At 68.9% G+C, this 26,993-nt stretch carries 19 protein-coding genes and 1 pseudogene; 3 read left to right on the top strand and 17 right to left on the bottom strand.

Going from position 1 to position 26,993, the window contains the following annotated elements:
• Positions 1 to 6: 6 nt before the first annotated feature.
• The 11 genes from JF781_RS05700 to JF781_RS05650 are packed head-to-tail and all read right to left on the bottom strand — an operon-like array spanning position 7 to position 16,385.
• Positions 7 to 3,216 (bottom strand): arabinosyltransferase domain-containing protein, encoded by a 3,210-nt coding sequence (locus tag JF781_RS05700; protein WP_225329188.1) that lies wholly within the window; start codon positions 3,214 to 3,216, stop codon positions 7 to 9.
• Positions 3,213 to 6,539, bottom strand: a complete 3,327-nt coding sequence (locus JF781_RS05695) for an arabinosyltransferase domain-containing protein (RefSeq protein WP_225329189.1) — start codon at positions 6,537 to 6,539, stop codon at positions 3,213 to 3,215. The genes JF781_RS05700 and JF781_RS05695 overlap by 4 nt, the downstream gene beginning before the upstream one ends.
• A 57-nt stretch (positions 6,540 to 6,596) precedes the next feature.
• A complete protein-coding gene (locus JF781_RS05690) occupies positions 6,597 to 7,220 on the bottom strand; it encodes a maleylpyruvate isomerase family mycothiol-dependent enzyme (protein ID WP_225329190.1) in 624 nt (207 codons plus the stop codon).
• Positions 7,217 to 7,705, bottom strand: coding sequence for an SRPBCC family protein (locus tag JF781_RS05685; RefSeq protein ID WP_225329191.1), 489 nt, complete (start codon positions 7,703 to 7,705; stop codon positions 7,217 to 7,219). Before JF781_RS05685 ends, JF781_RS05690 begins: the two co-directional genes overlap by 4 nt.
• The gene (locus tag JF781_RS05680; protein WP_225329192.1) at positions 7,702 to 8,025 is read right to left on the bottom strand and encodes a helix-turn-helix transcriptional regulator; all 324 of its coding nucleotides are present in this window, start codon (positions 8,023 to 8,025) and stop codon (positions 7,702 to 7,704) included. The genes JF781_RS05685 and JF781_RS05680 overlap by 4 nt, the downstream gene beginning before the upstream one ends.
• 57 nt (positions 8,026 to 8,082) lie before the next feature.
• Positions 8,083 to 11,361 (bottom strand): arabinosyltransferase domain-containing protein, encoded by a 3,279-nt coding sequence (locus tag JF781_RS05675; RefSeq protein WP_225329193.1) that lies wholly within the window; start codon positions 11,359 to 11,361, stop codon positions 8,083 to 8,085.
• A gap of 6 nt (positions 11,362 to 11,367) precedes the next feature.
• The gene (locus JF781_RS05670) at positions 11,368 to 13,248 is read right to left on the bottom strand and encodes a galactan 5-O-arabinofuranosyltransferase (RefSeq protein WP_225329194.1); all 1,881 of its coding nucleotides are present in this window, start codon (positions 13,246 to 13,248) and stop codon (positions 11,368 to 11,370) included.
• A gap of 2 nt (positions 13,249 to 13,250) precedes the next feature.
• Positions 13,251 to 14,015, bottom strand: a complete 765-nt coding sequence (locus tag JF781_RS05665; RefSeq protein ID WP_008263064.1) for a decaprenylphospho-beta-D-erythro-pentofuranosid-2-ulose 2-reductase — start codon at positions 14,013 to 14,015, stop codon at positions 13,251 to 13,253.
• 11 nt (positions 14,016 to 14,026) lie between these two features.
• Positions 14,027 to 15,409 (bottom strand): FAD-binding oxidoreductase, encoded by a 1,383-nt coding sequence (locus JF781_RS05660; RefSeq protein WP_225329195.1) that lies wholly within the window; start codon positions 15,407 to 15,409, stop codon positions 14,027 to 14,029.
• 32 nt (positions 15,410 to 15,441) lie between these two features.
• Positions 15,442 to 15,864: a GtrA family protein gene (locus tag JF781_RS05655; protein WP_225329196.1), complete on the bottom strand. Its 423-nt coding sequence runs from the start codon at positions 15,862 to 15,864 to the stop codon at positions 15,442 to 15,444.
• 41 nt (positions 15,865 to 15,905) lie between these two features.
• The gene (locus tag JF781_RS05650; RefSeq protein ID WP_225329197.1) at positions 15,906 to 16,385 is read right to left on the bottom strand and encodes a GreA/GreB family elongation factor; all 480 of its coding nucleotides are present in this window, start codon (positions 16,383 to 16,385) and stop codon (positions 15,906 to 15,908) included.
• A 124-nt stretch (positions 16,386 to 16,509) separates the two neighbouring features.
• On the opposite strand from JF781_RS05650, the gene JF781_RS05645 reads away from it, so the two are divergent.
• Together JF781_RS05645 and JF781_RS05640 are read left to right on the top strand one after the other, a co-directional pair.
• Positions 16,510 to 17,208: an ATP-binding cassette domain-containing protein gene (locus tag JF781_RS05645; RefSeq protein WP_225329198.1), complete on the top strand. Its 699-nt coding sequence runs from the start codon at positions 16,510 to 16,512 to the stop codon at positions 17,206 to 17,208.
• Positions 17,205 to 18,878, top strand: a complete 1,674-nt coding sequence (locus tag JF781_RS05640) for a YhgE/Pip family protein (RefSeq protein ID WP_225329199.1) — start codon at positions 17,205 to 17,207, stop codon at positions 18,876 to 18,878. The genes JF781_RS05645 and JF781_RS05640 overlap by 4 nt, the downstream gene beginning before the upstream one ends.
• A gap of 12 nt (positions 18,879 to 18,890) precedes the next feature.
• Here JF781_RS05640 and JF781_RS05635 read toward each other — a convergent pair whose 3' ends face one another.
• The 6 genes and pseudogenes from JF781_RS05635 to JF781_RS05605 all read right to left on the bottom strand — a co-directional run bounded on the left by JF781_RS05635 (position 18,891) and on the right by JF781_RS05605 (position 25,625).
• Positions 18,891 to 20,351 carry an HNH endonuclease signature motif containing protein gene (locus JF781_RS05635; RefSeq protein WP_225329200.1) on the bottom strand — a complete coding sequence of 487 codons (1,461 nt, stop codon included), beginning with the start codon at positions 20,349 to 20,351 and terminating at the stop codon, positions 18,891 to 18,893.
• Positions 20,352 to 20,393: 42 nt separating this feature from the next.
• The gene (locus JF781_RS05630) at positions 20,394 to 21,224 is read right to left on the bottom strand and encodes an ABC transporter permease (RefSeq protein ID WP_225329201.1); all 831 of its coding nucleotides are present in this window, start codon (positions 21,222 to 21,224) and stop codon (positions 20,394 to 20,396) included.
• Positions 21,225 to 21,400: 176 nt separating this feature from the next.
• Positions 21,401 to 22,306, bottom strand: a pseudogene (locus JF781_RS05620) (glycosyltransferase); the annotation flags it as partial.
• Entirely contained in the window at positions 22,303 to 23,100 is a 798-nt protein-coding gene (locus JF781_RS05615; RefSeq protein WP_225329202.1) for an ABC transporter ATP-binding protein, read from the bottom strand. The gene JF781_RS05615 and the pseudogene JF781_RS05620, both read right to left, overlap by 4 nt.
• Before the next feature lie 20 nt (positions 23,101 to 23,120).
• A complete protein-coding gene (locus tag JF781_RS05610) occupies positions 23,121 to 23,570 on the bottom strand; it encodes a bacterial proteasome activator family protein (protein ID WP_225329209.1) in 450 nt (149 codons plus the stop codon).
• 81 nt (positions 23,571 to 23,651) lie between these two features.
• Positions 23,652 to 25,625, bottom strand: coding sequence for a DUF6541 family protein (locus tag JF781_RS05605; RefSeq protein ID WP_225329203.1), 1,974 nt, complete (start codon positions 25,623 to 25,625; stop codon positions 23,652 to 23,654).
• Positions 25,626 to 25,754: 129 nt separating this feature from the next.
• On the opposite strand from JF781_RS05605, the gene JF781_RS05600 reads away from it, so the two are divergent.
• On the top strand, positions 25,755 to 26,951 hold the full coding sequence (locus tag JF781_RS05600) for a cysteine desulfurase-like protein (RefSeq protein ID WP_225329204.1): 1,197 nt from the start codon (positions 25,755 to 25,757) through the stop codon (positions 26,949 to 26,951).
• Positions 26,952 to 26,993: the final 42 nt, after the last annotated feature.

Raw genomic sequence — 26,993 nt, 5'->3', positions numbered from 1 at the left:
CCGCGGTTAAGGCTTGATGCGGATCTGGCCCGGCGACCACCATCCGGTGCGGGTCGCGGTGCGCAGATCGAGCTGCGCCGGACGCGCGTCGGCGATGGTGTCGAACTTGCGCAGCGATCCCCAGTCGCGGCCCCAGTCGTGGGACAGGTACGTCGACATCACGTGGGCCCGCAGCAGCAGATCCGTGATACCCAGCAGCCCGCCGTTGGTGCCGTCTTCCCAGGTGTCGGTGTCCATCTTCTTGGCCGTGTAGTCCGGCGTGATGCGGAATTTGGGGATCTCGGTGACGCCGTTGACGTGCAGCATCGGCTGCTGGCAGGGGAATGCCAATCCGACCGCCCAGTCCATCAGCACCGGCTGCGTCGAGCCGACGTACTCCTGCAGCGAGCGCATCTCCGGCACCCGCGGCGGGGTCACCGCGATCCAGTCCTCCGGCGTCAGGGACAGGTCCTCGGCCACCACCCGCACGGCGATCGCGTCCGCGGGCATGTCGGAGCGGGCGAACCGCAGGTTGCGCCAGGCCTTCGGCTGCTCGCCGTTCAGGTCGTAGGGCACCAGCCGCCCGGCGGGCACGATGCCGGCTCCGGTGTCACCCGCGGGCCCGGGACGCCCGTACTCGAGCACCACCTTCTGGCCGTCGGTGTGGTGGTGCAGCACGCTGTTGCCGTCGATCTTGCCGGCGGCGGACACCACGACCAGCGGATGGCCGGCATCGGGTTTGGGCAACCGGTACCACGCCGAGGTGAGCCTGCTCTCCTGTTGCGCCGCGGTGGTGTAGCTGCCGGCCAGCGGAACCCGATCGGGATCGAGGCCGTAGGGCAGCGGCACCTTCGAACCGTTGACGCCCGGCGCGCTCAGCCTGGTCGGTGCGTCCCAGTCGTAGTCGGTCCCGGGTTGGTTCGGGGTGATCCGAACCGCCTCGGCGACAATGTGTTCGGGCACCCCGTTCGGGCTGAATCCCACCGGGTGCTCACCGCCCAGCGGCCCCAACGGTCCGTAGTTGCCGGGTAGCGGCGCCATATAGCCGACGTTGCTGTCCGGCTCGACGAGGACGTCGTCGGCCAGCCCGCAGCCCCCGCTGAACTCGCGCAGGTTATCCCAGGCGTTTGAGTAGGTCGGGTACTGGCGCACGATGCCGGCCACCATCGACGCGATGAACACCAGCGCCATGAATCCCGCCGCGATGGGCACCGGCGCGGCCGTCAGTGCCCGGGCCAGCCGGCCCTCCCCGTGGCTGCGCGCCGCGAAATGCAACCAGATCGCGTACAGCACGGCGAGCACGAACAACGCGAAAAATATTGTGCTGACCGAGATTCCGCCGATCTTCGGCATGGTGCTGTTGAACGGGACGCCGTAGCTGGAGACGTACCACCAGCCGTTGGTGGTGGCGAAGCACAGCGCCATCAGGAACAGCACCGCCGCCAGGAACGCCATCCGGTTCCGCGACCACCGCAGCACCGCCGGCGACACCAGCACGGTGGTCAGCGCGGCCATCGCGGCCCCGACCGCGGCGAACAGGCCGAAGTGGTGCACCCACTTGGTGGGCGTGAACATCAGGAAGAACATGGTGCCGAAGATGACGCCCATCAGCCGCCACGCCGGGCCGCGGGCCACGCCGGGAACACGCTTGCGCCGCAACATGATGAACACGGCCGTGAACAGGCACAGCGCGGTGATCAGGAAGCCGAACCGGCGCGACAGCGAGCCGTCGACGGTGGGCAGGATCAGATAGTAGTAGCGCAGGTTCTCCGTGTACCACGCCTGGCTGGGCCCGATCGCGGTCCGAATCCTGGTGGCTTCCAACACCGCCCGCAGGGTCTGGTCGGCGAACACGACGGTCAGGATGACCGTGCCGGCGGCCAGCATGGGCGCCACCAGAGGCCACGTGCCCACCAGGCGATGACGTCGGACCAAGATGCGCAGGATCGGACGGCCACCGGCGACCAAGGCGGCCACGGCGATCAGGCCGGTGGGCTGCACACCGAGCGTGAAGGCGGCGGTGATGACCGCCAGCGCCGCGGGAGTCAGCCGGCTGTACCGCATGGAGCGTTCGATCAGGACGTAGGTGACCAGCGAGCCGAGCGCGATGATCGGTTCGGGACGCAGGCCGTTGTCGAACGGCATCCACGCCGTCAGCAACACCATGCCCGCCGCCCAGTTCGCCGGCTTGCTGGCGGCCACCGCGGGCCCCAGTCGCGGCAGCACCTCACGGGAAAGCAACAGCCAGCACACAATTCCGGCGACCAGGTCCGGCAACCGCATCCACAGGCTGGCGTCGCTGACGTGGGTCATCAGCGCCAGGAGGTTGTAGTACCAGCCGAACGGGTCCTCGGGGCTGCCGAACCAGCGGAAGTAGTTCGACATGTAGCCGGCGCGGTCGGCCACCCGGGCCATGCCGAGGATGTAGCCGTCGTCGGACGAGTTCGCCCCGATCACGTGCCAGAGCACGAACCCGAAGATCACCGCGACATCGGCGAGCGTGAACGTGCGCCAGTTCGCCGGAATGAGCCGGCGCATCCGACGTCCATCCAGCTGGTCGAGTCGCCACAACGCGACCAGCGCAACGATGGTCGCCACGATCGCCGCCACCATCGCGACCAGCTTCAAAGTGGTTGGGGTGGTGGAGAACCGGGTGTCGATGGTCGCCGACAGCTTCAACCCGGCCGGCGCCGGGCCGCTCAGGTCGGTGAACACCCCGACGATCTGTGGGCGCAGGTTCGGGTCGGGAAATCCGCCGCCGATCGGTCTGCCCGCCGAATCATTGAGTCCGACAAAGGCGGCGAAGGTGCCGGCTTTTGTCGAAGTGATCTCGATGCGCCGGCATTGGTCAGAGCTTGCCTGCTCCCGAGACACGCTGGCGATCACCACATTGCGGTCGGTGACGTCGACGCGCTTGCCGTTGACGACGACGAACAGCGCGTTGAGCGCGGCGTCCTTGCCCTTCTTGGGCCCGGTGCCCAGGATCACCCCGCCTTCGGGCGGCAGGTCGCGCACCAGCGCGCAGGGCACGGTGGCGGTCATGTCGACCGGGGTCAGCGAAATCAGCGGGGCCGTAACGCTGTTCAGCTGTCCGTTCTGGGGCCAGTTCAGCGCCGCGGTGGTCTGCACGACGGGCAGCAGCGGGGTGGCGACGGACAGCACGAACCCGATCAGGCCGGCAATCGTCGCCACCCAGCGCGTCATTCGCACGTCGTCGCGCATCCTCGGCGCGCTCATGGCAGTGCCCGAATCGGTCCCTGCCGGCTCCAGCCGTGCACTGTCATCACACCCTGTTCGATCACGGCGTCCGGCGCTTGATCAGCCGGCACCAACCGGAAGTACTGCTCCACGGATCCCCAGTCGCGATACCAGTCGCCGCGCAGGTACGTCGAGATCGTCGAGGTGCGCAGCAACGCCTGGGCGAACAGGAACGGCCCGCCCGCCTCGCTGGACTGCCACAGGTTCGACGACGCCGCCGTCTGCTTGCGGTCGGGAAGGATGCGGTACCCCGGAAGTTCGGCAACGCCAAGGTGTTCGGCGAACGGCCGCTGGCACGGGAAGTTGGCCGCGGTCGCGATGTCCATCAACACCGGCGTCTGCGACCCGACCAGCTGCTGCAGGGTTTCCAGCACCGGCACCCGCGGCGGTGTGAACGCGAACCATTGGTCGGAGCTCAGGTTCGGGTCGTAGGCGACGATGCGCGCCACGTTCGCCTCCGGCGGCGCCCAGGTCAGTGGGAAGCGCAGGTTGCGCCATGCCGGCTGGGGGCCGATGTCGATCGGTTGCACCTCGGCCAGCGGCTGGGTGGTGCCGTCCGGGCGGGTGACGCCCCATTGCAGCTTCAGGGATTGGCCGTAGGTGAAGGTGCCGTCCTCTTTGTAGGACCAGATCGCGCCGGCGGCGGAGACCACCACCAACGGCCGGTCGGCGGTACGGGCGGGCAGCTGGTACCAGGCCGAGGTGGCCGTGGCGGCCAGCGAGTTTTCGCCGTAGCTGCCCATCACCGGGGTGCGGGCCGGGTCCAGCCCGAACGGCAGCGCCGCGTGGGAGCCGTTGACCCCGACCGGGCCCTTGCCGCCGGCGGTGCCCGCGGAATCGCTGTAGGCGACGTTGGGCTTGTTCGGGGAGGCGTCGGAGTTGACCAGCCCCGGCTTGGTCACTACCGGGTCGGATTGCAGATCCTCGCCCACGCCTTCGGGTTTGAAGCCCACCGGATTCACGCCGCCGAGCGGACCGTCGGGGCCGAAGGTCTGGCCCGGCGCCGGCGGCAACATGCCGGCGTTGGGGTCGGGTTCGGCCAGCACGTCGTCGGCCATCGCGCAGCTGCTGGGGGACAGCCCCGAGCTGATCGCGGCGAGGTTGGCCTTGCCGGCGGTGTAGAGCGGGTAGCGGAACACCGCGCCCTTGGTCAGCGAGGCGACCTCGCCGACGACCATGATGGTCGCGACCACCAGCAGCGGGGTCGACGCCAGGACGCGGTTGCGCCGGTTGTCCTTGACCTCGGTGTGCCCGGCGTAGTCCATCCGGAAGTGCTGCCAGGCGGCCAGCAGCCCGGTGATGATCGACAGCGTCAGGAACATCGAGGTCACCGGGTGGCTGGCGATGACCGGTTGGATGTCGTACCACGGCACCCCGTAGTTGCCGACGTAGAACCAGCCGTTGATGCCCGAGGTGGCCCAGGCCAGCACGAACAGCAGCGCCGTCACGTACAGCGTCAGGTTGCGGCGGTTGTGCAGGCCGATCCGCGAGCAGGCGAACGCGGTGACCGCGCCCAGCGCCCCGGCCAGTCCCGCGAAGGCGCCGAACTGAATCGCCCACTTCGTCGGGGTGAACGTCACGAGCAGCAGGCCGATCGCCGTGGTGCCGATCAGCCGCCAGGCCGGGCCGCTGGCCACGCCGGGCACGTGGCCGCGGCGCAGCAGGATGACGAGCATCCCGAACAGGCACAGCAGCAGGATCAGCACCGCGAACCGCCGCGCCATCGACCCGTCGGGGTTGGACTCGACGGTGAGGAAGTAATAGCGCAGCCAGTCCTGGTACCAGGCGATCGTCGGCCCGACCTTGTATTTGATGCGGGCCGACTCCAGCACCGTGGCCAGCGTCTGGCTGCGGAACACCACCACGAGGATCACCGAGAGCGACGCCCCGAGCACCGCCAGCGGAGCCAGCAGTCCGTCGGTCGCCCGGCGGCGCCGGATCGTCTGGGCGACGGCCCGGGCCCCGGTCAGCAGGGCGGCGACGGCGATCAATCCCTGCGGCGCCAGCGTCGCGCTCAGCAGCGCCACGACGATGGCCACCGCCGCCGGGGCGAGCCGGCGCAGCGCGATCGCGCGTTCCACCAGCATCCAAGTGATCAGGACCCCGAGGGCGATCAGCGGTTCGGGCCGCAGCCCGTTGTTGAACGGCAGCCAGGCCGCGACGAACACCGCGCCCGCGGTGAAGACGGCGACGCGGTTGGCCGCGAGGCCGCCCCGGCCGGGGCCCAGCCGGCGCAGCATCCAATGGCTGATGATCATCCAGCAGCCGATCCCGGCCAGGGTGGCGGGTAGCCGCATCCAGACGCCGGCCGTGCTCACCGAGGCGAGCTTGGACAGCACCCCGAGATACCAGTCGAAGGGGGCGTCGGTGGTGCCGAAGTAGCGGTAGTAGTTGGCGACGTAACCGGCGCGGGGGGCGACGCGGGCGATGGTCAGGTTGTAGCCGTCGTCCGAGGTGGTGGCGCCGATGACGTGCCACAGCAACAGGGTCGCGATCACCCCGGCGTCGGCGATCCAGGTCGCCAGCCCGACGCGCCGCCAGTTGCCCAGGTGGGTGCCGGGCCGGTACCTGGAGAGCCAGGCGATGGGGGAGCGCCAGTTGAGCAGCGTGCCGCCGCCGCGGCTGCGGCGGTCCAGCACCGCGAGCGCGATGACGGCCGTCAGCACGGAGAGCAGGCCCAGCACCATCACGATCTTCTTGACGGCGGTGGGCGCGGTGATGAATCGGGTGTCGATGTCGACCCGGGCCGACAGCCCGGGCCCGGCCGGCACCTTCAGGTCGGTGAAGATCCCGCCGACCTGTGGCTTCTTCTCGGCCGGCAGGACCCCGGAGGCGCCGGGTATGCCGACGAATTCGGCGCCGGCCGCCCCGACGCCGGCCCAGGCGTGCAGCACGGTGCAGGCCCCGGCGGCGATGGCCGAGCGCTGCGCCACCGCCGCGACGGTGTCGCGGAACGCCACCACGACGACGTCCTTGTTGGCCCGCACGAACAGCCCGTTCTTCCCGGCGTCCATCCCGCCGGGCGGCAGGGTCGAGACCACCAAACCCCCGTTGGCGGGCAGGGTGGCGATGTCCGGGCAGGGAATGGAGATGTCCAGGGCGCGCGGCGCCCCCGACACCAGGGGCGCGGTGATCTGGCTGACGTGCCCGTCCACGGTGCCCTGCGGCCACAGCACCGTCGCCGTGGTCTGCGTCGCCGGAAGCACCGGGACCAGAAGACACAGGAACAGACCCACGACTCCCGCGACCGCGGCCACCGATCGTGGGATCCGCTGCGATCGCTCATTACGGTCGTGGGGCACGAGGCTCGATCGTAAGCGACGCGGCTTTGCGCCATCGGGACGCGGGGCCGCGAATCGTTATCCGCCGAGCCGGTCCGCCAGCGTCGCGTGCCCGGGTCCGCCGAGGTCGGCGAGTGCGGCCGGGTGCCCGGACATCGCCATGAGTAGCGCCTCGGCGGGGCCGGTCACTTCGGGCCCGTCGCCGTGCGTCCACTCGAGGTCGGTGGCGCGCAGGCGCAGACCCCTGATCCGTCGTCCCGCGCCGAGCCTGGGGTTGCCCGGCACCAGGGGAAGGATCCGCGCGAGCCGCTCGGGCGGCACCTCGCGCGGCCGGTCCAGCGCGCGGCGGATGTCCTGGTGATGGATCGTGCCGTCGACGAGCGCGATCATTCCCCCGAAACCCGCTGTCAGGCCGCGTGGTTGGAGGTGGCCGCGCAGGAATTCCAGCAATTGTTGCGGGGTCAGTTTCGCGAATTCGTCGACGCCCACCTGGTTGGCCCGCACCACCCGGCCCTTCGCAAAGCGTTTCAGCAGCCCCAGGGGGCCGAGCTCCTCGTAGCTGATCACATGCGCGACAACGTCTTTCACGCTCCACCGCGTGCACAGGCTGGGCGCCTCCCAGTCCTGCGGCTCAAGCGTGGCCAGGAAGTCGGCCAGGTCCGCCCGCTCGGCGCGGGCCATGGGCATCAGGTCGGCGGTCATCGCGGGTCACCGCCGCTCAACAGGTCGGCGTAGCGGCCCAGGTAGAGCGGCCAGCCCGCGTCGCCGTCGACACCGTCGGCCACCGAGGGCCAGCCCGGCCCGTGGCGGTCGAGATGGCGGTGTTCGACGTCCACCCGGGTGCGCTGGTCGGCCTGCGCGGTGAAGCGGACTTCGACCTCGCTGGTCTTGGCCGGGTCGGCTTCCAGCTGCCACGTCGGGCCGATGTCCCAGCTGAACACCACGCGATGCGGCGGCTCGTAGGCCAGGATGCGCGCCCACCGGCAGACGCTGCCGTCCACGCCGCGGTCGTAGATGTGGCCGCCCACGCGGGGCTCGAACACGGTCTCGGCGATCGGGACGGCGAGCAGGTTGTGCTCGCGCGGCTTGAACGCGCCGAATTGCTGGGTGAAGACCGTGAACGCGCGCTCGATGGCGGCGTTGACGACGACGTGGTGGGTGACGTTGGGCGTCCGCTGGAGTGTCATGTCGATCCTTCGCTGGTCTCGTCGATGGTCCGCGCATAGCCGGCGAGCGCTTGGGTCCAGAACCGGTCGAGGTCGGCGCGGAGCGCCTCGAGACCGGTGGGGTCGAGCTGATAGACGCGGCGGGTTCCCGCGGCCCGGTCGCGCACCAGCCCGGCGGACTTGAGCACCTTGAGGTGTTGTGACACGGCGGGTCTGCTGACCGGCAGGTCGCGCGCCAACTCACCGACCGCCGACGGGCCGTGCGCGAGCCGTTCCACGATCGCCCGCCGCGTCCCGTCCGCCAACGCCAGCCACGCGTCAGCGGTTTGGTAAGTGCTCACGAACCGTAAGCATAGACTTACCGATGGTGCCGCACAAGGGCCGTGCTCGCGCGGGATCTAGGTCTTGCGCAGCGGCGCCGGGTTCCACAGGCCGCTGCGCGTCGCCGTCCCCAGGAGCAGGTCGGCGGGTTGCGCGCCGGGGTAATACGGCGTCAACCGCTGCAGCGAGCCCCAGTCGCGGGACCAGTCGTCCTTCAAATAGGTGGCCATCGTGGTCGCCTTCGCCAGCAGCTCGGTTACGCCCAGCGGGCCGCCGCCGTTGTTGTCCATCACGGGCGAGTTGGCCTCGGCGCCGAACCGGTCGGGCAGGATGCGCCATTTCGGTGTCTCGTCGACGCCGTTCTGGTGGCCGAACGGTCGCTGACACGGGAACGCCAGCCCGACGAGCCAGTCCAAGAACACCGGGTCGGCGGAGCCCACCACGTCCTGCAGCGTGCGCAGCCGCGGGATGCGCGGCGGTGTCAGCGCGATCCAGTGCTGTGGCGCCAGGTCCTCGTCGTCGGCGACCAACCGAATCTGGGTGGCGTTACGCGGGATTGCCGAGAGCGCCAGGCGCAGGTTGCGCCAGGCCGGGGACGCGCCCACGTCGGCGAATTGGAACGAGCCGCCGGGACGCCCGCTGGCCGCCTGCTCGTCGGTGGCCCACTGCACCTGGACCTCGCGCGGGTCGAAGCGCCCGGACGCGCTCACCACCAGCAGCGGTCCGGCCTGGTCGCGCGCGGGCAGCCGATACCAGCCGGACCGCAGGTGCGCGGGAATCTGGATGCCCGCACGCCAGCTGCCGAGCACCGGTGTGCGCGCGGGGTCGAGGCTGAAGGGCAGCTGGGCCGACGATCCGTTGATTCCCGGCGCGGGGGTGGTGCCGCCCTCGGTGCCCGCCTGGTTGCTGCCGGTCTTCTCCTCGTCGTTGACGAAGCTGCGGTCACCCGGCCGTTCCATCACCGGGTCGGCGCGGACATCGGCGGGAATTCCGTTGGGCGTGAAGGCTTCCGACAGGCCGGCCCCGAGGGCGTCGGCCGCCGAGGCGCCCACCGGCGACAGCATGCCCGCGTTAGGGTCCTGCTCCACCAGCACGTCCTCGGCCAGTCCGCACGTCTTGCCGGTCAGCGCTTGCAGGTTGGAGCGACCGACCGACCACGCCGGATATTGATCGGTCATCGCCAGGGTCAGCGACGCCACCTCGAACACCACCAGCACCCACGTCGCAATTGCCAACGGGGACTGGATGATTCCCGCCACGCGCGCGCCCAGTCGGGTCTTGGCCGGCCCGTTCTCGGGGGCGACGAAGTGGAACCATGCGGCCAGCAGCAGCACCACCACGGTCAGCCCGAGCAGCGCGGTGGCGAAGGCGTAATGCCACGCCGGGAACGCATTCGACCACGGCACACCGAAATTCGAGACGTACCACCAGCCGTTGACGCTGGCGAAGGACAGCGCCACCAAGAACAACACCACGGCCGCGTACACGGTGCGGTTGCGCCGCGACCGCATGGCCACCGCCGTCACCGCGACCGCGGCCAGCGCGCCCAGCGGCCCGGCCAGTCCGGCGAACACGCCGAAGTGGTGGGTCCACTTGGTGGGGGTGAACATCATCGCGACGAAGGAGATGATGGTGATCCCGACGATGCGGCGGCTCGGCCCGGCGGCGGTGCCCGGAATTCGCCCCTTGCGCAACGACATTGCGACCGTGACCCCGAGCGCGAGCACCAGCGCGAGGACGGCGAAGCGGCGGGCCACCGACCCGTCGGGGCTGGCCATGAACAGCCGCTCGTAGCGGATGTGTTCGTCGAACCAACTCAGGCTGGGGCCGACGGCGCGCTTGAGCATGGTGGCCTGGACCTCACCGGCCAGCGTCTGGTCGCGGAAGATCAGGATGGCGGTGACGGTGACCGCGGCCAGCAACGGCAGCGCCAGCGGTAGCGCGCCGAACCGCTTGATCCTGCGGTGCAGGATGGTGCGCAGCGGCCCGATCGCGACCAGCAGGGCGCCGATCGAGGCGATGCCCGTCGGCCCGGAGAACAGGGTCAGCGCCCCGATGATGCACGCGATCGCCACCGGCAGCAGCCGGCTGGTGGCCACCGCGCGCTCCACCGAACACCACGTCAGCAAGATGCCCAGGGCGATGATCGGCTCGGGGCGCAAACCGTTGTCGAGCGGGAGCCAGACGGCCAGGAACGTGCCCGCCGCGGTCCAGGCCGCCGCGCGGTTCTGCTTGACCGCATGACCCAGGCGGGGCATGACCTCCCGGCTGATCACCCACCAGCACGTCAGCGCCATCACCAGGGTCGGCAACCGCATCCAGATGCTGGTGGTGCTCACATGAGCCCACAGCGCCAGCAGGTCGTAGTACCAGCCGAAGGGGGCCTCGGGCGTGCCGAACCAGCGGTAGTAGTTGGCCATGTAGCCGGCGTGCTCGGACACCCGGGCCATGGTCAGGATGTAGCCGTCGTCGGAGGTGTTGGCGCCGACGAAATGCCACCACACCAGCACCGCGATGACCAGGGCGTCCAGCCCGCCGAGCGACCACCAGCGCGCGGGCAGGAAGCGGCGGTGCCGGGTGCCGTCGGCGGTGTCGAGCCGGTGCAGCGCGACCAGGGAGGCGGCGGTCAGCACCAGCCCCAGGATCATCGCCGCCATCTTCAGCGGGGTGGGGCTGCTGCTGTAGCGGGTGTCGACGGTCGCCGAGAAGCTCAGCCCGGGGGGCGTCGGTCCGCTCAGATCGGTGAAGACGCCGACGATCTGCGGCCGGAAGTCGTAGCCGCTCTTCTCGCCGCGCAGCGGCGAGCCGGGATGCTCGCTGTTGGGTCCCTGGGTCAGCCCGACGAACTCGGCGGTGACCCGATCGGCGTGCGCGGTGAACGTCAGCCGCTGGCAGGCCGGGCCGAGCACCTGGCTCAGCGGGGCGCTCACCACCGGGACGTTGCGCACGACCAGCACCAGCTCGTCGTTGGCGCGCACGATCAGCAGACCGCGGTCGACGGCCGTGGGCGCCTGCTTGGGCACCGTCGACAGCAACACCGTCTTGCCGGCGTTGCCCCCACCGGTCAGCCCGGCGGCGGCCTGGCACGGGACGGTGATGTTCAGATCGGTGGCCACATAGCCGATCAGGGGCGCCTCGACGCTGCCGAAGGTGCCGTTCTGGGGCCAGTTCAGCTGGGCGGTCGTCTGGTCGACCGGCAGCAGCGGGGTGGCGATCGCCAGCAGCACGCCGAGCAGCCCGGCGACGGAAGCAATCAGCCGGGCGATCCGGTGATTGGCTTCCGTGGCTTGCACGGTGCTAGATGCTAGTTCTTCCGCGGTGTGCGGCCCCGTTTGAGGCGTGGTCTCGGTGCTCATCAGCCGTTACGCCGTCGGCTTGCGGACGGCCAGCACGAAGGGCCCGACGCTGCGGACGTCAAAACGCGGGCTGTCGAACAGGGCGCCGCGCAGATCGACGGTGTAACGCCGCACGTTGGGCTGGTTGGGATAGACGTCCTCGGCCAGCCGCAGGGTGTAGTTGCCGTTCGCGCCGCGGCGCATCAAAAAGACCGTCGGCGCCGGCCAGGGGCAGGTGTCCAGGGCGTGGATCAGCTCGTCGGCGGTCTTGAGCTTGGACCACTTGGTGATCTGCGCGGCCCGCAGATCGAATTGCGCGAGCGGGTTGGCGTAGTGCGAGGTGAGCCCCTGAAAGCCCCAGTAGGGGTAGAAGGACAGGAAGCTGTAGTCGGCCGTCATCACCACGGTCTGGTCGCGGGGCTTGCCGGTCACCTGCGTGATGTCGTGATCGATTGTCGCGTAGAACTTTTCGGCGCTGGGCGGCCGCCGGTCGCCGCGTTGCCCGTTGCCGTCGGTGTCGGTGTAGGCGATGGTCAGGTCGGGCCGCAGCACGTCGGGTATGTCCTGGCTGAACGCGATCGCGGCGGCCAGGCCGATGGCGCCGGCGACCGGGACGATCGCGCGGCCGCGGTGCTTGAGCGCCAGCGTCGCCTCGACGAAACCGAACGCCCCGGCGGCGACCAGCAACACGCTCAGCGTCGGCTGCAGCCGGAACGACAACAGCGTGATGCGCGCCAGGGTGCTGAGCATCGACAGCAGCGACCACAGGTAGACCGCCAGCACCCCGATGGCCAGCGCACCCGCCCGCACCGAGGAGCGGGCGCGCACCACCAGCCACAGGGTGCCGATCATGGCCACGACGCCGAGCAGCGTGAACTGCAGCATCGGGAAGGTCAGCTCGGCCCCGTCGGCGGGCAGGTAGTGGGCGGCGCCTCCGGTGTTGCTGATCGGGCTGCGGGCCGCTCGCACGAGGAACGGCAGCCAGGTGATGCACCCGATCACCACGGCGATGCCGGCGATGACGGCCACGCGCCGCAGCGGATCGAGCGCGGCTTTCGCGCCGTCCCGGTGCCAGCGCACGCCGGCCAGCCACAGCGCCATCAGCGCGAGCGCGAACGCGGTGAACCCGAACAGCAGCGTGTACCAGGTGGCCGTCCACCCCAGGAAAATCCCGGCGCCGATCACCGCGCCCCAGCCCGCGCGGCGGCTCGCGTCCGGTCGGTCCGCGGCACGCAGGCCCGACCAGGTCAGCACCAGCACCGGCGGTAACAGCACGGTGATCATCGCCGAGTAAGGCTCGGGCGAGCCGTAGGCCAGCGTGACCGCGGCCGTCGCGGCGGTGACGATCAGCGCGTACTCGAACCGGACCATCCGCCACCACAGCACCAGCGCGACCGCGACGGCGATGGCGATCGAGGTGATGGCCCACGGTTTGAAGACTTCCCAGGCCGGTGCCCCGGACAGCGCCGCCGCACGGCCGCCGATCCAGAACCAGCCGGGCGGGTAGAACGGCGGCAGCCCGAGGTAGGTCATGTCGCGCAGGGCGGGGCTGTCGGCGAGCCGGGTGACGTATTCGGTGCGGAACTGCTGGTCGACGGAGATGCCGAACAGATACAGCTTGGTGGCCCCCAGCGGCATGCCGAGGGTGACGACGGTGAACGCGGAGACGAACACCAGCCCGCCCACTTGGGCGAGCAGCCGGTGTCCGCGCCGCCACACCCATCCGGTGGCGACCAGGCCGGCCAGGCAGCCGACCTGCCCGACGGTGGTCAGGGCGTGCAGTTGATTGGACGAGGGAAAGGCCGGCCACTGCACGCGAGAGATGGCGATCAGCGACACCACCGCGACCGCCACCGCGACGAGCACCGCCAAGGCCATCTGGCCGAGGGTGGCCAGCGCGTTGCGCATGATCAGATTGGCAGCTTGCGGAAGATGGGGCGCGGGACGTGTCGCAACACCATCATCACGTAACGGAATGCTGCTGGTGCCCAAACCAATTCCTTACCTTTTGCGGCAGCGGTGACCGCGAGGTTGGCGACGTACTCCTTGTCGACGGTCAGAGGCGCTTCCTTGACGTGCGCGCTCATCCGGGTACGCACCTGGCCGGGACGAATCACCAGGACGCGAACCCCGAACTCGCGCAACGCTTCTCCCAACCCCAGGTAGAATCCGTCCAGCCCGGCCTTGGTGGAGCCGTAGACGAAGTTGGACCGTCGCACCCGCTCGCCGGCGGCCGAACTCATCGCGATGATCTGGCCGAAGCCCTGGGCGCGCATCTTCTCGGCCAGCAGCACGCCCACCGAAACCGCTGCGGTGTAGTTGATCTCGGCGGCCAGCACGGCCTTGTGCTGGTTCTGCCACAGCTCCTCGGCGTCGCCGAGGATGCCGAAGGCGACGATCGCGACGTCGACATCACCGTTGGCGAACGCCTGGTCGATCATCTTCGGGTGGGTGTCGGGGTCGGTGGCCTCGAAGTCGATCAGCTCCACCGACCGCGCCCCGGCGGCCTTCATCTGCGCCACGGCGGCGTCGCGGCCGGGGTCGTTGGGCATGGCGGCCAGCACGATTCGCGCGTGCGCGTTCTGCAGGTAGCGTTCGCAGATGGCCAGCCCGATCTCGGAGGTGCCGCCGAGCAGCAGGATGGTCTGCGGGTTTCCCACGGCGTCTAAAACCATTGGCACACCATCTAGAGCAGCTCCAAACGTCGGGCCATGTCCGAGGCGAACACCCGCAAGGGGTCGACCTTGCGGCGTACCGCGATCCATTCGTCGATGCGCGGATACATGGCGTGAAACGTTTCCGCGCTGACACGGGAGTCCTTGGCGGTATAGACCCGTCCGCCGAATTCCAGTGCGCGCCGGTCGAGCTCGTTGAGGAACTCGTTGATCCCCGGCTTGTTGGGGAAGTCCATCGCGACGTTCCAACCGGCCATGGGGAAACTCAGGGGCGCGCGGTTGCCCGGGCCGAAAAGCTTGAACACGTTCAGCGCCGAGTAGTGGCCGGTGGTCTGGATCCAGCGGATGATGGCCTTGAACTCGTCCATCGCGTCCGGCGGAACCAGGAACTGATGCTGGGCGAAACCTCTTGGGCCGTAAGCGTTATTCCAGCCGCTGACCAGATCCAGCATGTGGTAGAACTGCGACAGATTCTGGATCTTGCCCGAGTAGGTTCCGCCGAGGCGGTAGTACGTCTCGCCGATCGCCATGAACGACAGCTTGTTCATCGCGCTGACCGGAAACACGTTCGGCACCGTCAAGAGCTGCGGCGCATCGAATTTCAGCGGGTTCTTGGCGAGCTTCTTCGGCAATTGATCCAGCTTCGCCAGGCTGCCGCGGCTGACCGCGGCTCGGCCGAGCTTCGGTGGCGGACTGATCAGGTCGAACCAGGCGCTGGAGTAGGTGTAGTTGGCCTCGCTGCCGTCGAGGTGAACGGCGACCGTCTCGTCGAGATCCCTGGTGGCCACGCCGTCGGCGATGAAGTACGCCGTCTCTGTCGGCGTCATGGCGATGGTGGCGCGCAGCACGATCCCGGTCAGGCCGTTGCCGCCGACGGTGGCCCAGAACAGCTCGGCGTCGTCGCCGTCGGGGGTGATGGTGCGCACGGAGCCGTCGGCCATGAGCAGTTCCATCGACCGCACGTGGTTGCCGAAGCTGCCCGCGCTGTGATGGTTCTTGCCGTGGATGTCGCAGGCGATCGCCCCGCCGACGGTGACCTGGCGGGTGCCCGGCAGCACCGGAACCCAGAGGCCGAACGGCAGCGCCGCCTTCATCAATTGGTCCAGGCTGACGCCGGCGTCGACATCGACCAGCTGGGTGTCGGCGCTGATCGAGTGGATGCGGTTGAGCCCGGTCATGTCGATCACCAGGCCGCCGCCGTTTTGCGCGTTGTCGCCGTAGGACCGGCCCAGCCCGCGGGCGATCACGCCCCGGCCGCCGGAGTCGGCCACCCGGGCCACCGCCTTGGCGATCACCTCGGGATCGCGGGTGGAGAGCACCTGGGCCACCGACGGTGCGGTGCGCCCAAAGCCCATCAACCGGGTGGGCTTGGTCACGGGATCGGTGCTCGACATCGTCAAAGAGGGTACCGCCTGCCGAAGGCGGCTCAGTGGATGCGGAAGATTACGGCCCGCTGCACGACGAAGTTGATCACCGTCGCGGTGCCCTGCGCGATCACGAACGCGACCGGGATCGCCCACGCCTGGTAGTGCAGGAAAGCCAGGCACAGGTGGTTCAGTCCGACCTGCACGGCGAAGGTGATGGCGTAGAGAACCATGACCGCGACGAACCGGGCGGTGCTGGGGGGAGCCTGGAAGGTCCACCGGCGGTTGATCAGGTAGGCGGTGATGGTGCCGACGATGAAGCTGATGGACTTGGCCACGTCGACCTGTAGGTGCACCGCCTTGAACAGCATCAGGTAGAGCCCGAAGTCCACGATGCCGGCCAGGCCGCCCGTGACGACGAAGCGCGTGACCTGCGTCGTCAGGCTCAGGCGCGCCGGCGCGGTTGAGGACTCGGGGGGAAGCATTGGGGGAGTCTAACGGGGCCGCCGGGCAGTGGCGGGCATCGTCAGCGGGGCAGTTTGACCGCGATCAACTCGACCTGGTTCTCGCCCTGCGGCGTCGAGTAGGTCACCGTGTCGCCCGGCTTGCGCCCGGCCAGGGCCTGGGCCAGCGGGCTGCGCGCGGTCAGCGTCTCGGCCTCCCGGCCGACGGGCGTCTCCTCGACGATCGAGATCACGTGCATCGTGACCACCTCGCCGTCGGCGAACCGCAGGGTCACTTCGGTGCCGCCGGGCAGCGTCGCGGAGGAGTCGGAGTCCGGCGGCCCGGCCCGCAGACGCCGGTCCAGTTCGTTGATCCGGTCGGACAGGACGACGAGTTCGTCGGCGCGCTGGATGGCCTCGGCCGCGTCGCCGTGATCGCCCACCATCCCACGGTCGTTCTTGACTTCGGCCTCGAGGCGGTCGCGCCGCTGTCGCAGCCGGCCCAGCTCCGCCTCGAGGTTGTTCCGCGCGGCGTCCGCCGCGGATGGGGCTTTCTTGCTCACGTCCGTGGACCTTTCGCCCAGTGTGCTCAGGTGGCGTACCAGTGTGACACCACGATGAGCCGGCCCGCCACCATTCTCGTGAGGAACCGTGCGGCCCTTGTTTGAGCGCTCATGCCTGGGGTAAATGCGGTCAGTGGAATTCCAGGGTGTGCAGATCGTCGCGCGCGGCATCAGCGTTCGCGGTCCGCAGGGATGCGCGGTCGCGAACGTGTCAACGGACATCGCGGCGGGACAGCTGGGGGTGATCGCCGGGCCCGCGGGCTCGGGACGCACATCCATGCTGCTCGCATTGGCCGGGCGCATGCGGCTGGTGACGGGGACCGTCGCGGTCGGCGGTTATCGACTGCCCGGCGATTCGAGGCAGGTGCAGCAACTGGTCGCGGTCGCGGCGGCGTCGCCCGCGGTCGAGCTCGACGAACATCTGACCGTGGAAGAGCATGTCGCCGAGCGCTTCTTCACCAGCCGCGGGCGCTCGACGCGCGCCGCGGTGGCCGAGGCGTTCGACATTGTCGGGCTCGAAACACCACGCAAATTACCGATCGGTGAGCTGAAGCCCGACGACCGTGTGCTGTTGGCCGCGGCCCTGGCCGTGGCGGAGCGCCCCGGCGCGATGGTCATCGACGACGTTGATCGCGGCTGCGGACCCGAAGAAAGCCGCCGGGTGTGGGCCGGGTTGAGCGCACTGCGCGAGCGTGGCTGCACCGTCGTCGCCGGCGGCACGCAGATCCCCGATGGTTTCGACTCGACCGACATCGTCGTCACACGGTTGCGTCACCCGATCGACCGTGACCGCATTCCCGTCCCCGATGGAGAAGCACATTGATCACCGCCCTGCGTCTGGCCGTCCTCGAATTTCGTCGCTTCCGCGGCCCGGTGCGTTGGCTGGTGCCGGCGGGGCTTTCGCTCATCCCGCTGCTCTACGGGTCGCTCTATCTGTGGGCGAACTGGGATCCGTACGGCAGGACGAGCCAGATTCCCGTCGCCGTTGTCGATCAGGACCGGCCGGCCGTGGCCAACGGCCAGCTGATCGATGCCGGCGAGCAGTTCAGCCAACAACTCCGGGCGTCGAATGCGTTCCAGTGGCACTTCACCGATGCCCGCACCGCGCATGACGGCCTGGAACACGGTCGCTACTACTTCACGATCACGGTCCCGCCGGACTTCACCCAAAAGCTGGTCAGCGCGCAAAATCCCGTCCCCGAGCGGGCGGGCATGACGATCACCCTCAACGACGCGAACAACTTCGTCGCGGGCATTGTGGCGCAGGCGGCCAAGGCCGAACTGCAGGAGAAGATCAACAGCGCGGCCCATTCCGCTTATGCCAGCACGCTTTACAGCGACCTCGCGCAGGTCAAGCAGCAACTCAAGACCGCCTCGGACGGCGCCCACCGGCTGGTCGACGGCACGGTGCTCGCACAGCAGGGCAGTGCCGCGCTGACCCAAGGCATCGAGGCGCTGCAATCGGGGGCGGCCAGCGTCGGCGCCGGGGCGCAGCGGGTGCAAAGCGTCAACGCCGCCGCCGACGCGGCGTTCGAACGAGTCATCGACATGGTGCTGGCGCTCGTCCCGGACAATCAGCCACGAGCCGACGAGATCAAGAAGGCGTTGCTCGCGGCGAAGAATCTATCCCACACCCTGACGACGGGAGCGGGCCAAGTCGCCGACGGCGCCAAGCAGATCTCGGTGTCGCTGCAGGCACTGGACTCGGGCAGCAGGACCCTGCAAACCGGCGCCGACCAGTCGAACAGCGGCGCCGTCGACATCGCCAAGGTCATCGACGACACCCTGCACAAGGTTCCCGACGTCAACCCTGCGCAGACCGCGACGGCCGCCAACGTGCTCGGCTCACCCGTCGGCATCACGATGGACAACCTGAACCCGGCCCGCGAGTACGGGCGCGGGTTCGCCCCGTTTTTCTTCGCGATCGCGTTGTGGGTGGTCGGGCTGCTGGCGTACCTGTTCTTCCGGCCGATCAACCTGCGGGCGTTCGCCGGACGGGTCAGTGCGCTCACCGTCGCCGTCGCGGGGTGGCTGCCGGTCACCGCGGTCACCGCCGTCGGTGGCCTCATCCTGTTCGGCGTGGTGTGGCTGGGCCTGGGCCTCGACCCCCAGCGGCCGGTCTGGATGGCCGGGTTGTTGATCCTGGCCGCCGGCGCCTTCGTGTCGATCGACCATTTCTTGCGGATCGCGTTCGGCGTCATCGGATCAGCGCTGTCGCTGGCCTTGCTCATCGTGCAGTTGACCTGCTGCGGTGGCCTCTATCCGGTGGAGACCACCCCGGCGCCGTTTCGGGCCGCCCACCCGGTGGTGCCCATGACCTATCTGGTCGACGGTCTGCGCGTCACCGTTTCAGGCGGCCTGAGCGGCAACCTGATTCGCGACGCCCTGGTGCTCACGGGGTTCTCGATCGCATTCATCGCAGCGGCGGCGTTCATGGCGCGCCGGCAACGTATCTGGACGATCAGCCGGTTGCATCCCCAGATCGAAGTCTGATCTCAGCGCGAACTAGAAGGGCGGTGGGTCGTTGTTGTTGGGCGCCGACCGCTCGGCGTGGCGCGCCGCCTCGGCGCTGATGCGTGCCTCGTTGATGCCGCGCTCCCAGCGGACTCGGGCGGCGTGATCCTGGGCCCGGGTCCGCTGCCGGACCGGCATCATGACACCGCGGTTCTGCCAGGGCGCGGGCGTGAAGTCCGGCAGTGTCAGCGTCCCGGTCGGGATGGCCAGCGCCGGAAAATAAAGGCTGCCAACGGGTTTGGTGGTGTAGGTATGTCCCGTCGGCGACGTCCACACCACCGTGCCGTCTGGTCGCTGGCGATCCCGCCAGCCGTCGGGGCCCGTATAGAAGGTCTTGAGCAGATGATGGTGGCGGCAGAGCAGCTTGAGGTTCGACGGATGCGTGGGGCCGAGCGGAAACGGCACCGTGTGGTCGATGTCGCAAACGTCGGCCGGGGCGTCGCAACCGGGGAACCGGCACGTCAGATCGCGAAACCGGATGAACTCGGCCAGCGCGGTTGACGGCCGATACCCGGCTTCCGCGCGGTCCGGCGGCAGCGAAAGCGGCTTGGTCTTCGCGACGGCGGCCACCTCGCGCAGCGACGGTGTCGGCAATGCGCCGAACCCCGGCAGATATGCCGGCGCGCTCACCTCGCCGCCGACCGCGGTCGGCTCGGCCAGCACATGGATCACGACATTGGTGCCCGGGACCCGCTGCGCCGCAGGGCATTCCGGGCTGCCACAGTCGCAGCGCAGAGCGGTCAGCCCGGCGGCCATCGCGCCCATCGCGTCGGCGCGACGCTGAGCCTTGGTGCGTGAATCATTCCGGCACACCGAATCGGCCAGCGCGTCAAGCGCGCGGTCCACTGCGGCCGCATCGGTGGAATGCACCCTCGCCGAGATCTCCGCCAGCCCCGGGCTGATGGGCCCGATCTCGACACGGCGATCTTGACTGCGCATCCCCGGCACGCGCACCCCCGCGGGATCGAATCGCGTCACCCACATGTCAATGCGCTCAGCCATTTTCGGGTCCGACAACCGCATCCACTTCGGGGCGTGCCGGGCCACGGCGGCGTCCAGCCGGGCGATCAGCTCGGGGTCCTCGATCAGCTCGGTGCGGTACACCACTGCCGCCATCAGCCGGAAATCGATGGCGCCCCGGGCGAAGACCTCCGCGACCCGGGGCAGCCGCTCACGCAACGCGATCGCGTAGCGCAAGCGCCCCGACGCCCGGCCGCGGCTGATGCCCAGTGCGGCCGCCACCTCCGCGACCACGTTCTCGTGTCCGTCGACGGCCCAGTTGAAACGCTCGGCGTCGTCGGCGGGAGCCCGGCGGGCATACAACTCCCCGATCGCCTCCAGCTCCCGCGCGCACTGCGCGTTCTGCGCCCGGGCTGCCGCGGTGACCCGGTCCAGCACGCCGGCGTCGTCGACGCCGTGAAATGCGAGGACACGCGGCACCAATGCGAACATGTGTTCGATAGTAGTACCGCCCTGTGACAAGGCGGGGAGACGCTAAACCCAGTAGGGCACCCGGGCGCGGTATTGGCGCATCGCGATGGCCGCGAACACCCAACCGACGGCCGTCAACACCAGCACCACCGCCCAGTGCCGCAGCTCCTGGTGCGCCCCGAGCAGCGGCGCGCGAACGATGTCGAGGTAGTGCAGCAGCGGGTTGAGCTCGACGATGCGGGACCACCGTCCGGCGCCCTGCTGGCGCAGGGTGTCGTCGTTCCAGATGATCGGCGTCATGAAGAACAGCAACTGCACGACGGAAAAGAGCAGCGGACCGATGTCGCGGTAGCGGGTCGCCAGGATGCCGAAACACAGTGACACCCATATGCAATTGAGCACGATCAGCGCCAGCGCCGGAATCACCGCAAGGTCGGCCCACGACCACGGCTTCGGATAGATCACCGCGATCACGACGTAGATGACGATGTTGTGCGCGAACAAGATGACCTGCCGCCACACCAGCCGGTAGACGTGCACGCTCAGCGGGGTGGGCAACTGCTTGATCAGCCCCTCGTTGGCGACGAAGACGTCGGCGCCCTCCAGAATGGCGGCGTTGATCAGGTTCCAAATGATCAGGCCCAGCGTCACATACGGCAGATGCACGGACAGCTCGAGGTGAAACAGCTTGGAGTACAGGCCGCCCATGGCGACGGCGGTGGTCCCCGTCGCGATGGTGATCCAGAAGGGACCCAGCACCGAGCGCCGGTAGCGCTGCTTGATGTCCTGCCAGCCCAGGTGCAGCCAGAGCTCGTGACGACGGAAGCCGTCGACCAGATCGCCGCGGGCGCGGGTGAATGTCCGCGACTGTGCGGCCGCGTCAAGGAACGTCATCGGGGTCCTCCCGGTCTAAATGGTGGCGACCCGCTTCGCCCGGCTGCGCCGCGCTCGCGATCGCCACTGGGCTGGGATGGTGGCGACCCGCTTCGCCCGGCTGCGCCGCGCTCGCGATCGCCACTGGGCCGGGATGGTGGCGACCCGCTTCGCCCGGCTCCGCCGCGCTCGCGATCGCCACTGGGCCGGCCGAACTGTTCACGACGTCCCAAGCGCCGCAAGCGGATCCACTCGGCCAGACCACGGGGGTCGCGACGGGTCACCAGAAAGAACCAGCCGAACCGAACCCATTCCTGCACCACCAGCTTGCGCAGTCCCGGTTGTGACTGCAGGTAACCGCGGTTGCGGTAGGTGAAGAATCGCTTGGTGGCATTGTCGGGATACTGGGTGTGCATGCGTCCACCGAGAATCGGGCGGAATTCGTCGGTTCCGCACGGATGCAGGTAGACCGCGTCCAGGCAGGTTCCGAACGGCAGGCCCGAACGCACCAGCCGTCGGTGCATCTCCACCTCGTCGCCGCGGATGAACAGCCGCAGATCCGGGACGCCGACCGATTCCAGCGTGGCCGCCCGGAACAGCGCGCCGTTGAACAACGACGCGATGCCGCGCAGCAGGTCCTGCCCAGTTTCAGTGCGCAATTCGCTTGCGCGCCTGCGCCATTCCAAGCCGCGGCGCAACGGAAACGCCAGCCGCTCGGCATCGTCCATATTGCACACCATCGGTGACACCTCGGCCAGGCCGTGCTTTTCCGCGCACGCCAGCAGGGTGGCCAGAACGTGGGAATCCTGCGGGCGTCCGTCGTCGTCGGCCAGCCACACCCAATCGGCGCCCTGGGCCAACGCGTGCAGCATGCCCAGCGCGAAGCCGCCGGCGCCGCCGAGGTTGCGGCGTGATCCCAGATAGGTGGTTGGAATGGGTTGTCCCGCAACCAGTTCGCGGACCAGGTCATCGCCCGAGAAATCGTTGTCCACGACGATGAGGTGGTCGGGTAGCCGGGTCTGCGTGCTCAGCACATCGAGGGACTTGGCCAGCTCGTCGGGGCGCCGGTGAGTGACGACGACGGCGACGACGGTGTCGCTCATGGCTGTCCGGCCGTCTCGGCCAGCACCTCGCGCACGTGCCGGGCCGCGTCCTCCCCCTCATACGCCCGCACGACGTCCTCGATGCCACCGGTCATGCGGATGACACCGTGGTCGATCCACATCGCCGTCTTGCACAGCCGGGCCAGGAATTCGTTGGAATGGCTGGCGAACACCAGGATTCCAGACCGCTCCACCAGGCCCTGCAGCCGCGACTGGGCCTTCTTCATGAAGTCGGCGTCCACCGCGCCCAGGCCCTCGTCGAGCAACAGGATCTCGGGATCGATGCTGGTGACCACGCCCATCGCCAGCCGGACCCGCATGCCGGTGGAATAGGTCCGCAGCGGCATCGACAGGTAGTCGCCCAGCTCGGTGAACTCGGCGATCTCGTCGACCTTGGACTGCATCTGCTTTCGGGTCTGCCCGAGGAACAGGCCCCGGATGATGATGTTCTCGTAGCCGGAGATCTCCGGGTCCATCCCCACGCCGAGGTCGAAGATCGGCGCCACCCTCCCGGTGACCTGCGCCCAGCCCCGGGTGGGCTCGTAGATGCCCGAAAGTAGGCGCAGCAGAGTCGATTTCCCCGCCCCATTGTGCCCGACCAGACCGACCCGGTCGCCCAGCTCGAGGGACATGGTGATGTCCCGCAACGCTTCGACGACGACCACGTTGGAGTTGTTGCGTCCGATCGTGCCGCCCGCCCTGCCCAAGACTGCCTTCTTCAACGAGCGCGACTTCGCGTCGAAGATGGGAAATTCCACCCACGCGTTGTGCGTCTTGATGTGAGGACCCGACACCGTGAACTACCCGAGGTCGCTTACAGGTACTGGCCGTGCCCGGGCGCCCCGCCCGGCTTACCCACGCCCGGGGGAAGCGCGCCCTGGCGCATCTTCTCCAGCTGGGCGCGGGCGGCCATCTGCTGGGCGAACAGCGCGGTCTGGATGCCGTGGAAGAGTCCTTCCAGCCAGCCGACCAACTGCGCTTGGGCGATGCGCAATTCGGCGTCCGACGGCGCGGCGTCCTCGTTGAAGGGCAGGGTGAGGCGGTCGAGTTCCTCACGCAGTTCCGGCGCCAAGCCCTCTTCCAGTTCCCGGATGCTGGTCGCGTGGATTTCGCGCAGCCGGTTGCGGCTGGCGTCGTCCAGCGGCGCGGCGCGCACTTCCTCGAGCAGTTGCTTGATCATGGTTCCGATCCGCATCACCTTTGCGGGCTGCTCGACCAGATCGGTCAGGGAGCGCTCGTCGGAGTCGTCGTCGGCGATCGCCATGATCCGCGGGTCGACACCGCCGATGACTTCGACGTCGTCATCATCGTTGCGGGTACTCAATACTTCACCATCCTTTGTGGACTATGGGTGTGGCGGCGTGCCGCTTGGTCGCCATTCATAAATTCGGGCACCGCCATTGTCGTAGATCAGCGCCCACGACTTCGACTTATCCAGTGACACTAGTCCTTCGGGTACGGCGAACCCCCGGACAGTCGGCGAGCTCGTGTAGATGTACCGGATATTGAGCGCTTTGATTGCCGCGAGGACCCTCGGATCGGAATCGCCCCGGCGCGCCGAGGTCCAGAAGATATACCGGTTGGGGCCCGGGCCCATCTGTTGCGGGTAGTCGTAGTGCGTCCATAGCGGGTGCAGGTCGGCGACGGCGTACATCCACGCGGTGCCGTCGGTGTTGGCGTTGCCGATCAGGGTCTCGCGGGCCCCCGGCAGCTTGGCCAGGTAAGCCATGGCCATCAGGTCGCGTTGGTCGATCATCACCGAGTCGTATTTGTCGCCGAACAACCACAGATGCCGGTAGAGGTAGTGGCGCGCGCTGAGCAGCGTGGTCGCCACCAGCAGAACGGCGGTGGCCGACACCCAGACCGGGGCCGGCAACGGTTTGTACCGGCCCGACACCCGTCGGGCCGCGGCGACGACGCCCAGCACGATCGCGAACAACGCGATGCCGGCCATCGGCTCCAGCAGCAAGGTGGTGGCGGCCGCGATCCGGCGCGGATCCTTGTAGAAGAATTCGCCGAACATTCCTGCCACCGCGCCGATCGGGCCGCCGATCGGATTTCCGGCGTCGACGTTCACCACGATCAGCAGCAGCCACAGGGCCAGCGGCCACCAGATCCGCTTGACCAGCAGGATGACGCCGCCGATGGCGGCCAGCCCGATCAGCCCGTACTGGACCGGGAAGTCGTTGAGGTGGCGGGAGTGCTGGAAGACGGCGTCGAAAAGCCCCCGCTTCTTGCTGAGGTAGGTGAGAAAGGAGTGCCCGGCGATGATGTCTTCCTGCTCCTGCACGCTGATGAACTGCGGCAACAGGATCAACCCGGACACCACCGCGACGCAGGCCAGGGCCGCCACGTCGGCCAGCCTGCCGCGCACCGGGTGCCACAGCGCGTCCAGGAGCCACCAGGCCAGCAGCAGCAACAGCACGATCACACCGCCGGTGATGTGCACCGACATGACGCCCACCAGCGCCAGCACGGCCGCGGGGATGCGGTCGCGGTGGCGCAGCGTGGAGGTGATCAACACGAACGCCGGCACCGCGGCGCCGTAGGCCGCCAGGTTGGGCATCGCGGCGACGGCGAACTCGACGTAGGGGACCGCGGTGAACGATGCCGCCAGCGTGGCGGCGGTCGCGGCGGCTCCCGCGGAGCGCCATTCGCCCCAGGTCGGGCGGAGCAGGCGCCAGGTGAGCATCGCCGCGCCGGTCGGAAACAGCCACACCGAGGCGGCGACCGAGCTCAACGTGTAGCCGGTGGTGGGCGCCGCCCCGGTCAGCTGGCAGAACACCGCGGCCAGGGCGTGGAACACCGACGGGTAGTACAGCGTGTGGTGTGTCTCGACGTTGCGCAGCTCGCCCATGTGGGTGGACGACGCCTGGCCGGTGTCGAGGATGAACCGCACCTCATTGGCGTGCCAGACCGCATCCCAGGTGCTCGGGATGGTCTGCCAATGGCCGTCCAGGCCGCGGTAGGCGGCCCACATGATGAGCAGGGCCCCCAGCGCCACCCCGGCGGCCACCGTGATCGCCGGCCAGCGGCCGACCCTGCGGGTCTCGGCGTCGCGGTCGCGGTAGCGGCCGAGCAGCAGCTGGAAACCGATCATCACCAGGCACATCACGGCCAGCGCCGCCAGCGCGGTCCAGCCGTTCCACGGTATTCCGATGGCACCAAACGGAATAATGGCGAGCGCCACCACGCCGTAGGTCAGCGCCGGACCCACCGCAACAGCGACCGGCCACGACAGCTGACTGATACGTGCGATGATCGCCCCGGGCGCTATCAGCAAAAACAATGCAATGAGCGTTCCGAACCAGAGCCCCACTCGACTAGTATGGCTGGCCGGGTGCCCTGGCTCGGGAGGCCACCGATTGACCGGCACGGCTTGGAGCCATTCAGGGCACCCGCTACCGTCACAGTTTCGCAAAAAACGCGGAAGCCTAAGGTGGCCCACATGGCATACGACGTCGCCCGGGTGCGCGGACTGCATCCGTCACTGGGTGACGGATGGGTACACTTCGACGCTCCCGCCGGGATGCTGATTCCCGACTCCGTCGCGACGACGGTGTCGACGGCTTTCCGCAGGTCCGGCCCCACCACCGTGGGGGCGCACCCGTCGGCGCAGCGCAGCGCCGCCATCTTGGAGGCGGCCCGGGCGGCGGTGGCCGATCTGTTCAACGTCGAGCCCGCGGGCGTGGTCCTGGGCGCCGATCGCGCGATCTTGCTGTCCGCGCTGGCCGAGGCGTCGTCGTCGCGGGCCGGCCTGGGCTACGAGGTCGTCGTCAGCCGCCTCGACGACGAGGCCAACATCGCCCCGTGGCTGCGGGCGGCGCACCGGTACGGGGCCAAGGTCAAGTGGGCCGAGATCGACATCGAGACGGGCGAACTGCCGACGTGGCAGTGGGAGGGCCTGATCGGTAAGTCCACTCGGCTGGTCGCCGTCGCCTCGGCGTCCGCGACGATGGGCACGGTCACCGACCTGCGCGCGATGACCAAGCTGGTGCACGACGTCGGCGGCCTCGTGGTCGTCGATCATTCCGCCGCGGCGCCCTACCGGCTGCTCGACATGAAGGAAACCGACGCCGACGTGGTGGCGGTGAACGCCGCCGCGTGGGGCGGCCCGCCGATCGGGGCGATCGTGTTCCGCGATCCGGCGCTGCTCAACTCGTTCAGTTCCATCCCGACCGACCCCAAAGCGACGGGCGCGGCGCGCCTGGAGATCGGCGCGCACCAGTTCGGACTCCTGGCCGGGGTGGTCGCCAGCATCGAGTACCTGGCGTCGCTCGACGAATCCGCCCGCGGCACCCGGCGCGAACGCCTGGCGGTCTCGATGCAATCCGCCACCTCGTATCTGAACCGGATCTACGACTACCTGATGGTGTCGTTGCGCTCGTTGCCGTTGGTGATGGTCATCGGCCGTCCCGAGGTGCGGATCCCGGTGGTCAGTTTCGCCCTGAACGGCGTGCCCGCCGAACGAGTGGTGCAGCGGTTGGCGGACAACGGGATTCTGGCCGTCACCAACGAAAGCTCCCGCGCGCTCGACGTGCTGGGGGTCAACGACATCGGCGGCGCGGTCACCGTCGGGCTGGCGCACTATTCGACGACGGCCGAGGTCGACCAGTTGGTGCGCGCGCTGGCGTCCCTGGGCTGACCCTTTTGGCCGCGAGCGTAACGCCACGGCGAAAATACGGCC

This window comes from Mycobacterium sp. WUMAC-067, assembly GCF_020217485.1.
Classification (GTDB): Bacteria; Actinomycetota; Actinomycetes; order Mycobacteriales; family Mycobacteriaceae; genus Mycobacterium.
Note: the sequence above shows the minus strand (reverse complement) of the source record. Positions and strands in the feature narration are given on the sequence as shown.